Below are 15,641 nucleotides of genomic sequence, written 5' to 3'. Positions count from 1 at the left end.
GTAGATGTGAGGTGGAGCGGTTGCTACTCGTACTATTCAAACGATTCTTCGGCAAGCAAACACCGGCAGTGACACGAAACGGCGAGAATGAAGAGCGGAGATCACCGGAGGAAACGGTGGAGCTTATCCGGTCGGGTGAGGCATCTCGGGATGATTTCATACAAGCCTATAAACCTTATATCGCAAAGGTGACGAGTCGGTTCTGCAAGAGATACATCGATCCCACGCGTGATGATGAGTTCAGTATTGCGCTGAGCGCTTTCAACGAAGCGATCGATCAATATTCAAGCCATGCAGGAAAATCGTTTCTCGGATTTGTAGAAACGGTCGTTCGGCGTAGGCTTATTGACTATGTCCGAAAAGAACAGCGCCATTCCACTACGGTTCCTTACAGCGCATTCGACGGAACTGATGATGAAGAAATGGCCGTTAATCCCATTGAGACGCGTGAGGCGGTTCAGCGATATGTTCAAGAACAAGATGAGGAAGCAAGACGGCAAGAAATTGAAGAATACAATACATGCTTAAAGGGCTATGGCATTTCCTTCGCGGAGCTTCCGGAAATATCGCCCAAACATGCCGACTCAAGACAATTATTAATCGCGATTAGCCGCTTATTTGTTGAGGCAGAGCATTTGTTTGAGGCTTTTGAAGTCAAACAGAAGCTGCCTGTTAAGGAACTTTGTGAGATGGCATCTGTCTCAAGAAAGACGATTGAACGTAACCGCAAATATATTATCGCTCTAGCGATTTTACATACAGGGAAATATCCATATTTACAATCATACCTGCAGCCACATCAAATTGATGAAGCACCTAACCAACAAGTGAAAGGAGGCCGGGCATGAGTCGTGGAATCGTAATGGAGAATGGGAAACGACATGTTATTGTGATGATGCCGGATGGTCAATTCCGTAAGGTACCTACGGATAAACAGCCGAAGATTGGCGAAGAGATTACCTTCTCTGAGCATGCTCGGCCGCGCAGCAGACCGCGTATCTTATATAGTTTCAGCATCGGAGCGGCAGCTGCCATGCTTCTGCTCTGCATTCCTTTGTTCATGAAGGAGAGGCCTGCTGATTCGCAGGTTGTGGCATACTTAACCATGGATATTAACCCGAGTATTGAGCTTGGCGTTAATAAAGATGAGCGGGTGGAAGAACTGCATGCCATTAATAAAGACGGGGCTGACGTTACTGCAGATCTAACCTATAAAGGTCTTCCGGTCAATCAGGTAGCCGAGGCCATCATGGAGCGTGTCGAAGCCGGTCACTACATCAAGGACGGGGAAGGCGACGTCATTATCACCAGTGTCCTTGTTAATGAAGATCATCAGCCTGCTTATGAGAAGGACCTGAAGGAACATGTAGATGCTGCCGTTCGCAAAGCACTCACGAAGACGGATCATGCAGCAAGCCAGCACGTTGAAGTAACGACGCTGTCGGCTCCCAAGGAGCTTCGGGAAGAGGCGAAGGCCGATGGATTATCCTCCGGGAAGATGGCTTTCTATCTATTAGCGAAGAGTAAGGGGCATCAGGTCACGATTCATGAGCTGAAGACGCATTCCATTCATCAGACTGCTAAGGCTTGGGGTGGAGTGAAATCGGTCATTGATAATTCGAAGTCAGATGACGCCGCTGCGCAAAAGAAGGAAGATACGCAGAAGGAACAGCTTAAGAGGCTGCTCAGCGAAGAGAAGAAACTGAAGGATGCGAAGAAACAAGAAAGAGACAGAAGGAAGCAAGAAAGAAAAAGCGAGAAGGAAAAAGAGAAGGACAAGGATATACCTAAAAAAGAACAATCTTCTAATGGGAAGCAGCAGTCTGCCAAGACGAATCCGACTCAGGATCAGGCCGATAAGGCCGGCGGCATAAAGCGCGGAAATGAAATCATAGATAAGAACAGTGAAGATAAACGTGATTATCAAGATGATAAAAATGATGATCAAAAAAACAACAATGAACGAGAAGGATCTCGTTCCAATAATGAGAAAGACAATGCAAAGGTGGAGGGGCGGAATCAAAATTCCGCTCAATCACCTTCATCTGCGGATAAAGAGAAATCCAAGCTTCGTGACCATTCATCCGATAAGAAGAAGTCCAAAAGGGATGATTCGAGAAGGGATGAATCGAAGAAAAATGATTCGAAAAGGAATATTCCAAGAAGCAGCAGTCAAATCGTCAAGATCATTAAGGGATAACATGCGAAGGCAGTGGCATCGATTGCTGTTGCCTTTTTTGGGTTGGTCTAATGCGGCAAAATTCGACAGTATCTCCTGTTGACATAAATTAGGCGTTATCTCTATGATAATTGTAACCGTATTCCTTAACTCTTATGATCACTATGAGCGGGGGCGAAAGACAAGTGGAAATGTTTCGCATTCAAGAGTTGTCTGATGCAATCCTAGTTCGTCAGAAAGGAAGAGACATCGCAAGGATGGTTGGCTTCAATTTGGTTGATCAAACGGTCATCACGTACACCATCTCAGAACTTGCGCTCTATCTAATTTCCCTCTCAGAGAAAGGTCATATGACGATTCGGGCAATCGGATCTCACAAAGGAGAAGTGAAATCGGGAATTGAGGTACGCTTATTTGATCATTATCGAGGTCCAACCCGTGTTAATCCGCTATGGTTTGAAAAGGTAGCCGCCGATTTGGATGTGACCTGTGATCCGCTGCGAGGGACGATGATTACGTTTCGGAAATGGAAGGTATTACCATTGCGAATCGACTCAACGATTTGTGCTGCAGGAGAGGAGTAAGCCATGCACCCCATTCGAAAGCGCTATTTTCCGGCGCTTGCCGAATACATAAGAAGCGGTAGCGAGGCATCGCTTTTTGAAGCAACTGAAATCGGTAAATTGCTTCACGGCATTCATCCGGAAGACATTATTGCAATCCACGAAGAATCGATGCAAATGCTTGTGGCCAACGTGGAATCGGAAGAAGCACTCAAACTTTACAGCCGGTCCTTTATTTTCCTCATCGAATTAATGGTAGCTTTTCGATTTCGGCTGCAGCCTGATCAGACACCCGAGCAGCGGTTTAGTGAAATGCGGGACATGCTGTTAAATTCTCATCGCTCGTTTCGTATGGTAAAGAATAAATATGAGAATGTTCTCCAGCATATGGATAGCGGAATTGCTATTTTTGATGGGGACGGGATATTATCATTCGTTAATTTGCAGATGGCCCGGCTGCTGGATATTCCGCGAAAGGCGCTTATTGGCAGTAATTTAACCGATTTGTTATATCACCCACAGCTGCGCCGGGGAACCAAACGAATCGTATTGCGAATCTATAAAGAAATTTTTCTTAGACGAAGCCGCTATCTGGAGTTTCAAGATGCCAGCGGCAGACATCTGCTCGTAACCGTGACATACGGGGATCAGCTGGAAGGTGATTATCTCTTCAGCGTGAAGGATGTTACGGAATATAAGCAAATTGAGCAATCTGCTTATCAGAATGACAAGCTTGCCATGCTGGGTAAAATCGCGGCTTCTATTGCACATGAAATCCGAAATCCGCTTACTTCCATACGAGGCTTTATTCAACTGCTCAGACCCCATTTGATTCAGCTTGGCAAAGAAGAATATTCCCGGATTATCCTTGCAGAGATTGACCGGGCTAACGATATTATTTATGAATTTCTAAACTCTTCCAAACCCTCTGCCCCCATGAAACAGAAAGTGCTCATAAACTCCCTTCTGAAAGAAGTCATTCTTCTCTCCGACAGTGAAGCGCTAATGAAGGGCTGTCAGATCAATCATGAAACGTATGATGAGGATTTGACGATTTCGATTGATGTGAAGCAGATCAAGCAAGTGATATTGAATATCGTTCGTAATGCAATGGATGCGATTGGTGAGCTGGATGATGACCGGAGCGGACGTATCGACATCATAACGAAGCGGGACGGAACGTACGGGGAAATTACGATTCGGGATAACGGCAAAGGCATGGATTTGACGACGAAAGCGAAGCTGTTCGATCCATTTTTTACGACGAAGGTCGCTGGAACCGGACTTGGATTATCGGTCAGCTACCGGATTGTCCGCAACCATGGCGGGACGATCCGAGTATCAAGCAACGCCGGGGAAGGTACGGAATTTAATATCTATTTGCCATTGGTTGAATAAAGGATTAAAATCGGGGAAACCCGATTTTTTTGCGTTATGATAGACAAAGTTACTAGAGGAGTTGTTGAAGATGAGTGTTCAATTTACATATGGAGTAAATGGGCAGGATGGGAGTAATGTGGCTGATGTAATAGTGAGATTTATTAGCCGTGAGGAGCTGAAACGGGAGGATGCTGCTCGCGCGCAGTGGGTGCATCCTCAGCTTGATGAAGCGCTTCGCGGGCATTTTGATAAGGAGCTGTTTAAAGCGGAGCCTAAAGAAGTGCTCGTTCTGCCTACGCTGGGTTTACTGCCGGCCTCGCATGTCATTTATGTCGGGATTTCACCGGATGGCGGGTTAACGGTTCATGGTTTACGTGATTCTGCTGCAGCGGCAGCTAAAGCCGCCAGACGAGTCAAGGCAGTCCAAGTACAGCAGCTTGTACAAGATTCACTCTTCCTGGGCGCTGTGGAATATACGGTTAGCCAAGCGGCTCAGGCGCTGACTGAGGGTTATTCACTAGGATCTTATACACGCAGGACGGAAAAGAAAGAGGACGAGAAGCGTCAATCGTCTGTGCAATCGGTCTTATTCTCGCCTGTGCATAGCGGGTCTGCTCAGCAATCGGCTGAGAGCTCGGAGCAATGGACGGCGGGGATTCGCCGGGGCGCCGTATTTGCTGATTCGGTGAAGCTTGCAAGGGATTTGACTAATTTACCTGCAAATAAACTGACGCCTGAGATACTGGCCGAGGAAGCGGAAAGACTTGCCCTGAGCTACAGCCTCGATTGTGAAATCATTGATGAATGGACAGCAGCTGAACAGGGAATGGGAGGCTTGCTCGGTGTAGGTCAAGGCAGCGTCAACCCGCCGCGAATGATCGTTATTCATTATCAAGGCGCTCCTGACAGCGAAGAAACATGGGGGATTATCGGGAAAGGAATCACCTTTGATACTGGCGGTATTTCGCTGAAGAAGGCGCCTGGCATGGAGGAAATGATCAGTGATATGGGCGGTGCGGCAGCAGTGCTGGGGGCAGTCCGCATTATTGGCGAGCTCAAGCCGGAGATCAATGTGGTTGCAGTCATTCCGACCGCAGAGAATATGCCGTCTGACCGTGCGTTCAAGCCCGGTGATGTCTTGAAAATGATGAATGGAACGACGGTTGAAATCGTCAATACCGATGCGGAAGGACGTCTTGTTCTGGCAGATGGGCTTACGACGGCCATTCGCCGGGGTGCAACGAAGCTGATAGACGTTGCGACATTAACGGGTGCCGTGATGGTCGCGCTTGGTGACGTTGCGACAGGCTCAATCACGAATGATGAAGTGCTGCAGCATGAGGTCGTGCTGGCATCGAAAAAAGCCGGCGAACGCATTTGGCCGATGCCCGCTTACCCTGAATTCCGCAAGCAGCTGGACAGCGATGCAGCCGATATGAAGAATGGCGGAAGCCGTTTTGGCGGGGCGAGCATCGGCGGATTGTTTATCGGCGCTTTCGCAGAGGAGAAACCTTGGGTGCATTTGGATATTGCCGGAACAGCTTGGCTGGATCATGAGCGTACCTGGGAGACAAAAGGCGCTACAGGAGTAATGGTTCGAACATTGGGCGAGCTGCTGGTGTAACAAACTGAATAAGAACTAACCTTTACGACACCAAGAAGGGGTTACATCAACATGTCATTTTGGAATCATGTTTGTTCCGTGCGTGATTTAAAAACGCATTGAAGACAGCCCGCTGTGGCTGCAAAGCTATGGGGTTTCATTCCTCATCGGCGCTGCATTATTGATTCTTTCGCTTACAATCGGGCCGTTGGTCCTGCGTGAGGCCACGCAGCCGCGTTTACTAAAGAATGGAGGCAGGTAGCAATGGCTTTTGGAATCGGCAGCACTAAAAAGAATGAAGCGGGTGATGATGGTTCCCGCACACCGCCAGGCCAGAGGCTGACAGCAGGATTTCCGGTCCTGCATCATGGCGAGGTTCCTATTTATAAGGATTTGAGTACATGGAATTTGAAGCTGCTTGGACTCGTCGAGGAAGAGGTTGTAATTCCCTACAGCGAGTTTATGGAGCTGCCAAGGCAAGAGTTCGGCAACGATATTCACTGCGTGACGACCTGGTCGAAGCTCGATAACGTATGGGAAGGGATTGCGGTCTCCACCATCATGGACAAAATCAAACTGAAGCCGGAGGCGAAGTTTGTGATGCTGCATGCGGAGCATGGCTTCACGACGAACCTGCCGATGGAGGACTTCCTGAGGGAGACTTCATTCCTGGCGCTCCGCCACAATGGGGAGCTGCTGACGCCGGAGCATGGGTACCCTGTGCGGATGGTCGTACCTCATCTGTACTTCTGGAAGAGCGCAAAGTGGCTGCGCGGCATCGAGTTTATGGCTGCTGACAAGCCGGGCTTCTGGGAGCGGAACGGGTACCATATGTATGGAAATCCATGGGATGAGCAGCGATATGATTTTGACTAGGTGCATATAAGAAGACTGGAGAAGACACAAGCGAACCTTAATCGCCTGTGTCTTTCTTACATTATTGCGAAAACACTTTGATCTTTGCCCCGCTTTCTTTATAATGATTCTAATCACTAGCTTAGCAGGTGAAGGGAGCAATCATAAGACAATGAAATCAATGATCGAACAGCAAACCGGTGTTTTTCCATCCGTGTGTTCACTGGACTGTCCAGACCAGTGCGGACTTCTGGTTCATAAAGAGGATGGTAAAATCGTGAAAATAGAAGGTGACCCGTCTCATCCGGTCACGCAGGGCGCAATCTGTAATAAAGTCCGCCACATGGGGGAGCGCATCTATGACGAGAAGCGTCTTCGTTACCCGATGAGACGGGTGGGCCGTAAAGGCGACAGCCGGTTCGAGCGGATCACTTGGGAGGAAGCGATCAAGGAGATCACAGGCCGGTGGAAAGCGGTTATTGCTGCCGAAGGCGCCGAAGCGATTCTGCCGTACAGCTTTTATGGGAATATGGGCAGAATCGGCACAGAGGGCATGGGCAGACGGATTTTTAACCGAATGAGCGCAAGCAGGCTTATTTACTCGATTTGTGAAGCGGCCGGGTCGGAAGGGTATGGGTATACGATGGGCGGAAGCTATGGAATAGATCCTGAGGATTCGGTTCATGCCAAGCTGTTCATTATGTGGGGAATCAATGCGGTCAGCACGAATATGCATCAGGTTACAATTGCGGAGAAGGCTCGCAGGAACGGAGCCAAAATCGTTGTAATCGATGTTCATAATAACCGTACAGCTAAGTGGGCGGACTGGTTTATTCCGATACTGCCGGGGACGGATTCTGCGCTTGCGCTTGGAATGATGCATATTTTGTTCGCCGAGGGCAAGGTTGATGAGGATTTTCTTCACCAATATACCGTCGGTTATGAAGAGCTGCGCGAGCATGTGAAGCAGTATTCACCTGAGGTTGTTTCATCGATTACCGGCGTACCCGTTGATGATCTATTCAAGCTTGCACGTATGTACGGGGAGACGGAGTCTGCCTTTATTCGTATCGGCAACGGCCCTCAGCATCACGATAACGGCGGCATGACGATTCGGACGATTGCCTGCTTGCCGGCGTTAACAGGCCAGTGGCTGAAGCTTGGCGGAGGCGCGATTAAAGGCAACGGCGGCCATCTGACGCTGAATCATCGTGCCTTGGAGCGGCCGGATCTGATGAAGACGAGCACAAGACGGATCAATATGAATTTGCTTGGCAGTGCGCTGCTCGAATTAGACCCGCCAATCCGCTCGTTGTACGTGTATAATTCGAATCCGGCACTCGTGGCTCCGCATGCGAACAAGGTGCGTGAAGGACTGTCGCGGGATGATCTGTTCACCGTCGTGCATGATCTGTTCCTGACAGAGACGGCATCCTATGCGGATATCGTGCTTCCGGCGACTTCAGCTTTTGAGAATACGGATTTATACAGCTCCTATTGGCATCATTATGTGCAGATTCAACAGCCGGTTATAGCCCCTTTCGGGGAAAGCAAATCCAATGACGAGGTATTCCGGTTGTTGGCGGCAGCTATGGGCTTCGGAGAGGAGCAGGCTTTCCTGGACACGCCGGAGGACATGATCAATCAGGCACTGAATAATCCCAACAATCCAAACCTTCAAGGAATAACCGCTGAGCGATTGATGGAGCAGCAGTTTATTAAAGCTTCGGTGAAGCCGCTGTTCCCCGGAAAGCTGCGCACGCCAAGCGGAAAGATCGAGCTGTATTCCAAAACGATGGAGCGCAGGGGGTTCCCGGCACTGCCGACCTATGTGCCTCTTGCCGAAGATGAACCGCTGCCGTTCCTGTTCATTCCGACAGCTAATCATAACTTCCTTAATTCAACCTTCTCCAACAATGAGAAGCATGTACAGCTGGAGAAGACGCCGAAGCTGTATATGAATATAGCGGATGCTTCCGCTCTTGGTATCGCAGCCGGAGACGCGGTTCGGGTATGGAATAAGCGCGGCAGCTGTGAGCTGAAGGCTGCAGTGGGAGAGGATGTTCTGCCAGGCGTAGTTCTATGCCAAGGTCTATGGGCGGATGGAGAAACCGGCAAGTCGACTCTCAATGCATTGACTCCCGACCGGGTGGCGGATATGGGGGAAGGAGCAACTTTCTTCTCAGGGCGAGTTGAGGTGGAGAAGTGCTAGAGTGAGGATTTTTGCAATATAGTCAGCGCAAAAGCTGCGCCTTAAGAATCGGGCTTGTCCTTGGGGAAACGAAGAGTTATCCATGGACTATCGTGCCAACCCTTGATGAAATGTACCGTTTGTTCGAAGAACGGTTCTGCCGCGGGTACAAGCCTGCTGTGAAGTTTAATCCAGATTCAGAGAGGACAGATGATCTTGTATACCTACAGTGCGACACAATGGATATTTGGCAATGAAGATATAGAGACAAGCCTGATTCGGTTGAAAAAATACGGATACGACGGGGTTGAGCTTGCGGGAGAGCCCTACAAGATGGATTTGGAGCGGATTATAGAGCTGCTTCATCAATATGAAATGGTTTGTACGTCAATATGCGGAATTTATACGCCGGAGAGAGATCTCTCTTCATCTGATCCTGCGGTCCGGGGCAATGCCATTCAATATGTGAAGGACTGCGTCGATATGGCAGAGAGGCTGGGTGCCAAGCTCGTTATCGTCGTGCCCGCCCCGGTCGGCAAGACAGCACCTGACCCGCAGTCGAGCGCGGCCGCAGAATGGTCGAATGCGGTGAACAGCTTGCAGGAAGCCGGTCAATACGCGGCAGCGAAACCGGTGAAGCTTGCTATCGAAGCGTTGAACCGCTTTGAGACTTATCTCGTCAATAACCTGACGACAGCCAGGCGTCTGGTGGAAGAAGTGAAGGTCAAGAGCGTTCAGATCATGGCCGATCTATTCCATATGAATATCGAGGAGCGCAATCATACAGAAGCGCTTAGAATGATTGCCCCTTACCTCATTCATGTGCATATCGCCGATAATACGAGGGAAGCCGCAGGGCTTGGGCAGACTGATTTTGAGCCGATTATGAAGACACTTGCGGAGATTGGATATGAAGGCTCGATTACGATGGAGTTTCTGCCTCCGGTATCAAACCCGTACTTGGCGGCTTCAAGTGACGGGGCTGCTGAAATTTTCGATGACTATACGGAACGCTCCATTCGGGAAATCAAACGCGTTTTGACTCGGATTGGTTAAATGAAGTTTATTTCTTAAGCAAACTGAAATCAGCCTTCTTCGAGAATGCTGATTTTTGTTGTTGTTTACTGATATTTATCGACGATTAACGGTATAATAGATGAAAAACGGTGGGGGTCTGTCTATGTTTGCTTCGCAACGAAGAGATAGAATCATGGAGCTGCTGCGGCGGAACAAGCAGATCGTGGTCAAGGAATTGGCGCAGGAAATGAACGTCTCGGAGGGGACGCTTCGGACGGACCTGCGGATGCTGGAGGAAGAAGGGGTACTTGAAAGGACGCATGGAGGAGCTGTTCTTGCCCGGTCGAAATCGGCAAAGTCTGCTGTCGCTGACAATAACTCCGCGACCCGCAGCGATATGAATCATGAGGAGAAGGCAGCGATCGGGCAGCATGCGGCGAGTCTGGTGGCGAGAGGGCAATGCATCATTCTCGATGCCAGCTCCACCGTGCTGGAGCTGGCCAAAGCGCTGGTTGATTATGATTATCTGACTGTTGTCACCAATGGTTTGGAATCGGCGATGGTACTGAATCAGAATCCGCGGATAAACGTGATACTGGTTGGAGGCGTGCTTCGCGCCGGATCGAGAACGGTTGAGGGCGTTATCGGCAAGAGCATTCTGGAGCAGATCCACGCGGATCTGTTCTTTACTTCCGCAGAAGGGCTGAGCCTTGCGGAGGGCATGACCGATTTCAGCTTGTATGAGGCGGAGCTGAAGAAGGTTATGACGGCGAATGCCCGCCAAACCATTGCGCTTGTGGATCATACGAAGCTTGGCAGAAGATCAATAGCGACTTCCGTACTCTTAGAGCATATTCATACGCTGGTTACGGATGCCAAGGCGGATCCCGAATTCCTCCGGCGAATCCGCGGTCCGGAAATCATCATTGCGACGGCAAAATAACAAGAAATGAATCGTCATGTGATAACGTTTGAAAACGACAACAAAAGCAAACAGTCGTTGACACTCGAAGATAAATGGGGCGAAAATAGAGAGGAGAAGCACAGCGGAAGGAACGATCCTGACATGATAGATACGATCGATGGTTACATTATTGATTTGGACGGAACGGTATACCGGGGCAAACAGGCGATAGATGGAGCCAAAGAGTCCATTGCGCTCCTGCGGTCCCGCGGGAAACGGATGGTGTTTCTAAGCAACCGGGGTAACATCTCGCGAACGATGTGCCATGACAAACTGAAGAGTATGGGGATTGATGTCCGGCCGGAAGAGATTCTGCTCTCATCTACGGTTACGGCTCAATATCTGCAGGCCAATTACCCGTCCGCCAAAGCATGGGTGCTTGGGGAACAGGGCCTAAGAGATGAGTTATCTATTGCAAAACTGGCATTAGCGGAGCGGCCTGAAGAAGCAGATTGGTTAGTGATTACCCTGCACGAGACACTCACGTACGCAGAGCTGAATCAGGCATTCCGGGCAGTACGTCATGGAGCGAGGATCATCGCTACGAATGCCGATAAATCCTTTCCGGGGGATGATGGCGAATCTATTGATGTCGGCGGGATGATAGGCGCGATTGTTGCGGCTGCCGGCCAAGAAGTCGAAATTGTGATCGGCAAACCATCTAAGGTCATGTCGGATGCTGCACTGCGCTTGCTTGATCTTCCGGCCGATCGCTGCGTTGTGATCGGCGATAGTTTTGCATCGGATATCCGTCTTGGCAAGCAGGCAGGAATACGAACTGCGCTTGTGCTTAGCGGCTCCGCAAGCATGGAGGATGCAAAGTCGGCAGCCGATAAACCCGATTGGATTTGGGAATCCCTTACTGCACTATCTACTCTATTACAAAGAAACGAGGAACTAGGATGAGCGATTTCATGCATAAAATTAAACAAGCAGCTTCGAAAATTGAAGGTTATGACCCCGGCTTGCTGGCCATCGGTCCAGTCCAGCTTGAACACGGGGCTGTTAAGCAGGTCGCACCTTACTTGAAAGAACAGTCCTATACCGCAGTCTCGATTGTTGCTGACGCAAACACGTATGAAATTGCCGGAGCGGCATTGGAGGCATCCATACAAGAGCTTGGCATAACAGCACGCGTAACCCTGATCAATCCGGACCGTCAGGGCGATGTTATTGCAGACGAAGCTTCAATTATTCAGCTTATTTTGGATTTGAAGACAAATCCGTCTGAAGCCATTGTAGCTGTGGGCTCGGGAACACTTCATGATATTGCGCGCTTTTCCTCCTATACACTGGATATTCCCTTTATCTCGGTCCCGACCGCACCTTCCGTGGATGGATTTAATTCCAAAGGCGCGCCGATCATTCTAAGGGGAGAGAAGAAGACGATCACAACGATTGGACCGTCGGCAATCTTTGCAGATCTGGACATTCTGACGAAGGCTCCAGCGGCGCTTGTTGCGGCAGGCTTTGGCGATATGCTGGGTAAATACACCTCCCTATTCGATTGGAAGTTCGGCAGCATTGCCGGAGGCGAACCGTATTCCGAGGTTGTGGCCGAGATGACAAGAAACGCGCTTCAGCAGTGCGTGGATCATGCAGATGAGATAGCAGGGCGCAGCTCAGAGGGCATCCGGCTGCTGACAGGCGCTCTCCTAGAATCCGGCTTTGCGATGCTGCTCTTCGGGCAGTCCCATCCGGCTTCAGGTGCAGAGCATCATCTGTCCCACTATTGGGAAATGGAGTTCCTCCGCGTTGGAAGCAGACAAATCCTGCATGGAGCCAAAGTAGGCGTGGCATGCGCACAGATATCGCATTTGTACCATAAACTCTCCGCAGAATCGATGGTGCCGGTTGATGCTGCCCTGCAGCATGTCATCCGGGAGGAGATTAGCCGGATTCCTGACGGGCAAACCATTCGCCATCTGCTCAAAACGGTAGGAGGACCCACTACTCCAGAGGAGCTTGGGGTTAGCCCGGATCTGCTTAACAGAAGCTTGAATGAAGCGCATCTGGTTCGTCCTAATCGATATACGCTGCTTAGAGCTTATAACGAAGCGAAGCCAATTAACTCCTGATTTCACTGCTGAACAAGTTGGCAATAATGGAGGCCAATTGTTATCCGCTGTATAGCGGCAGTTCGCTGCTTTCTGCGCCGCTCGCAGCTCCAGGCGCGCGGATTGGCGCTGCATGACTGCGGTCAATCATATGCTGGATTTATTTTTTCCTTGGCACTGATCTATACTGGATTTCATACAGGATAGAGAGTGACATTTGTTCGTACATGCTGCTATACTGCATTCCATACAGTTAAATCTGCACCATAGGTCTTTATGGAGCTGAATTGCGGGATAATAACTGGAAATATCCAGTATAGCGCTCGTAATGAGGTTAAAAACGTTCTAATAACTGCAGATATCCAGTATAGAATGTACTGGAAAATTTTAAAGAGTTGTAATGTAGATTCACACCGCGTGCAGCTCTCAGCGCGTGGTGCTGAGCTGCATAGCGGCGGTCAACCCTGAAAGAGGACAACTGGAGCTGCCCTATGCCGAGAATTTGATCTGAGTAAGCGTCAATGTCTGAATGGACGGTTGTGTCGCTTCCAGCAAAGATACTCTCACACCACTGAAGTGCGATAGGGGGGCGTCATGAGTTTACGTATTCTTATGCATGATCGGAGCTTAAGGATCGAGCATATCACGACAGATCGGAAGCTGAACCGCAGAGGCATGATAACCCACTATCATCAGCATCCCGTCTTCCATCTGATGTTCATTACGGAGGGGCAAGGCACTTTTATCATTAATGACCGGACAACTACAGCGTCTCCCGGTCTTCTATACATGATTAGCCCGAATGAGCGGCATCAATTTTACGGGGATGAACGGCTTGGCTTGAACAATTTGGAATGTACCTTTCTCGTTAGAGATGAGCAGGATGAACCCGCAGCGGCGAATTTCCTCGATTGGGTGGAGGAGAAAAGAGGGCTGCCGCTTCCGGAATCGTTCCGGCAAGGGCCCGTCGCTGTACCGACGCATCTGCGTCCCTTTCTTCTGGATGGTTTTAACCGGCTGCTGGATCCGGCTAACCGCTATATGACCGCAGAACATTTGTCGCTGATGGTGGCTGATCTGATGCTTCGCACCGAGGAGACCATCTGGCAGGCCGGCAGGGAAGAGGATGTACCCGGCATACATGGCGGGGCCAAAGAAATTGACCTGCTGAAGCATTTTATGAAAGCGCATATCGGAGATTCGTTGAGGCTTGAGCAGCTTGCTCAGCTGGTCCATTGGTCCCCCAATTACTTATGCCGCATCTTCAAGGCGCATACCGGAAAAGCCCCGCTTGCTTACCTGCAGTGGCTGCGGATGACGGAAGCGGAGAAGCTGCTTCTGTACACGGATCTGCCTGTATTCGCGATTTCGGAGATGCTGGGCTACGAGGATGCTTCCTACTTTGCCCGCTTGTTCCGCAAGCATCATGGCCGCGCACCTTCCGCATATCGGATAATATAGTCCGTATGATGCGTTGTTTTCTACCTTCAACCTGCCGTAAGCGCTTGCTAAGATAAGGAGGAACTAACAAACCCTTATCTATGGAGGCATGGTAAGCATGAGATTATCGTTGGAGCAGATTATTCGTTATCAGACGGAAGGCTACTTAATCGTGGAGAATGTATGCAGCCATGCGGAGCTGCAGCCGGTCATCGAAGAGATCGCAAGCGAAATAGACAAGCGGGCTGATCGGCTTTTCGCGGAAGGCAAGCTGGCTGAGCTCTATAAGGATGAGCCCTTTGAACGCCGCTACTCTCTGCTGCACAGGCAGTGTCCCGAAATCGGAAGGGGTTTCGATATTGCCGGCTACTTGGGTGATGAGATATTCAAGCTGCTCTGCAATAAGAATTTAATTGATCTTGTGGAATGCTTGCTGGGAAGCGAGATCAGCTGCAATCCCATCCAGCACCTTCGCGCGAAGCATCCGGCGAGAGGGAGCGCGGATGGATCTTCAGCACCGGATTATTTTCAAAATGTGCCTTGGCATCAGGACTGCGCCGTTACGAGCGAAGATTCGGAAGCGTCTGAAATTATCACGTTTTGGATGCCGCTGGTGGATGCCACGGCAGAGACCGGCTGCATGGAAGTGATGCCGCATGTGTTCAAGCTTGGTTATTTGAACCATCAGGCCGAGGGAGGGACGATGATTGTGCCCGAGAAGCTCCCTCAGGTCGAACCGGTTCTGGCGGAATGCCCGAAGGGAAGCCTGGTCATTATGAACAAATACACCCCTCACCGTGGAATCTCCAACCGATCCGATATCATTCGCTGGTCCATAGACCTTCGGTACCATAAGACAGGTGCGAACTCGGGGCGTTCCTTCCAGCCTTCTTTCCCTGTCCGAAGCAGCTCCGACACCGGCAGCGTTCTGAGAGATCCGGATGTATGGCGTACGCTGTGGCGTGAAGCGGCTAATGGTGCGGGACGCAAAATTCATCGGGTATAATAAATACGGATCCATAGAGACTTCCCCTGCATGCGAGAGCGTGCAGGGGAAGTCTTTTTATTTGCGCATAAGTATCGATCAAAAGTCGAATTTTCTTTGCCGTGGAAGATTATGTCGATTTTGGTTGAGGGGGCCGGTAGTTCATTTGTCGAGTAAAATATCATCAAAATATCATGATTAGGAGGGAGAGTTTAATTAATTAAATAATTCTATGAATTATGCCCTTAAATATACATTTATTACAAGATCGTTGTGTGAATAGATGAATTTCTATCTACAAAAAAAGGGTTATTTCGAAGACTTGTTTCGGCAGACTTTATCATCACTTATCGGTTACACTTACAACCATGCTGTGGTAAAGAGAGTCAAGCCAAGGCAAAATACTT

Annotated in this window: 13 protein-coding genes; all 13 read left to right on the top strand. The window is 49.6% G+C overall.

The window, feature by feature from the left end:
* The first annotated feature begins 20 nt into the window (after window positions 1–20).
* The 13 genes from sigI to ACFPYJ_RS03780 all read left to right on the top strand — a co-directional run bounded on the left by sigI (window position 21) and on the right by ACFPYJ_RS03780 (window position 15,255).
* The gene (gene sigI, locus ACFPYJ_RS03840; RefSeq protein WP_379186716.1) at window positions 21–848 is read left to right on the top strand and encodes an RNA polymerase sigma factor SigI; all 828 of its coding nucleotides are present in this window, start codon (window positions 21–23) and stop codon (window positions 846–848) included.
* Window positions 845–2,200: an anti-sigma factor domain-containing protein gene (locus ACFPYJ_RS03835; RefSeq protein ID WP_379186715.1), complete on the top strand. Its 1,356-nt coding sequence runs from the start codon at window positions 845–847 to the stop codon at window positions 2,198–2,200. The genes sigI and ACFPYJ_RS03835 overlap by 4 nt, the downstream gene beginning before the upstream one ends.
* A gap of 164 nt (window positions 2,201–2,364) precedes the next feature.
* Window positions 2,365–2,763 (top strand): ATP-binding protein, encoded by a 399-nt coding sequence (locus tag ACFPYJ_RS03830; protein ID WP_379186714.1) that lies wholly within the window; start codon window positions 2,365–2,367, stop codon window positions 2,761–2,763.
* A gap of 3 nt (window positions 2,764–2,766) precedes the next feature.
* Complete coding sequence (locus ACFPYJ_RS03825) at window positions 2,767–4,140, top strand: ATP-binding protein (protein ID WP_379186713.1); 1,374 nt, start codon at window positions 2,767–2,769, stop codon at window positions 4,138–4,140.
* Between the two features lie 70 nt (window positions 4,141–4,210).
* Window positions 4,211–5,746: a leucyl aminopeptidase gene (locus tag ACFPYJ_RS03820; protein ID WP_379186712.1), complete on the top strand. Its 1,536-nt coding sequence runs from the start codon at window positions 4,211–4,213 to the stop codon at window positions 5,744–5,746.
* 243 nt (window positions 5,747–5,989) lie between these two features.
* The gene (locus ACFPYJ_RS03815) at window positions 5,990–6,601 is read left to right on the top strand and encodes a sulfite oxidase-like oxidoreductase (RefSeq protein WP_379186711.1); all 612 of its coding nucleotides are present in this window, start codon (window positions 5,990–5,992) and stop codon (window positions 6,599–6,601) included.
* 151 nt (window positions 6,602–6,752) lie between these two features.
* A complete protein-coding gene (locus ACFPYJ_RS03810; RefSeq protein WP_379186710.1) occupies window positions 6,753–8,792 on the top strand; it encodes a molybdopterin-containing oxidoreductase family protein in 2,040 nt (679 codons plus the stop codon).
* 195 nt (window positions 8,793–8,987) lie between these two features.
* Window positions 8,988–9,827 (top strand): sugar phosphate isomerase/epimerase family protein, encoded by an 840-nt coding sequence (locus ACFPYJ_RS03805; protein ID WP_379186709.1) that lies wholly within the window; start codon window positions 8,988–8,990, stop codon window positions 9,825–9,827.
* A gap of 124 nt (window positions 9,828–9,951) precedes the next feature.
* Window positions 9,952–10,731 (top strand): DeoR/GlpR family DNA-binding transcription regulator, encoded by a 780-nt coding sequence (locus tag ACFPYJ_RS03800; RefSeq protein WP_379186708.1) that lies wholly within the window; start codon window positions 9,952–9,954, stop codon window positions 10,729–10,731.
* Between the two features lie 6 nt (window positions 10,732–10,737).
* On the top strand, window positions 10,738–11,658 hold the full coding sequence (locus ACFPYJ_RS03795; RefSeq protein WP_379186707.1) for an HAD-IIA family hydrolase: 921 nt from the start codon (window positions 10,738–10,740) through the stop codon (window positions 11,656–11,658).
* Between the two features lie 8 nt (window positions 11,659–11,666).
* Window positions 11,667–12,830, top strand: a complete 1,164-nt coding sequence (locus ACFPYJ_RS03790; RefSeq protein ID WP_379186706.1) for a sn-glycerol-1-phosphate dehydrogenase — start codon at window positions 11,667–11,669, stop codon at window positions 12,828–12,830.
* Window positions 12,831–13,403: 573 nt separating this feature from the next.
* On the top strand, window positions 13,404–14,270 hold the full coding sequence (locus ACFPYJ_RS03785; protein ID WP_379186705.1) for a helix-turn-helix transcriptional regulator: 867 nt from the start codon (window positions 13,404–13,406) through the stop codon (window positions 14,268–14,270).
* A 97-nt stretch (window positions 14,271–14,367) separates the two neighbouring features.
* Window positions 14,368–15,255, top strand: coding sequence for a phytanoyl-CoA dioxygenase family protein (locus ACFPYJ_RS03780; RefSeq protein WP_379186704.1), 888 nt, complete (start codon window positions 14,368–14,370; stop codon window positions 15,253–15,255).
* Window positions 15,256–15,641: the final 386 nt, after the last annotated feature.

Origin of the sequence: Paenibacillus solisilvae (genome assembly GCF_042656405.1) — a bacterium.
Taxonomy (GTDB): domain Bacteria; phylum Bacillota; class Bacilli; order Paenibacillales; family Paenibacillaceae; genus Paenibacillus_Z; species Paenibacillus_Z solisilvae.
This window is presented reverse-complemented; position numbering and strand designations above follow the sequence as displayed.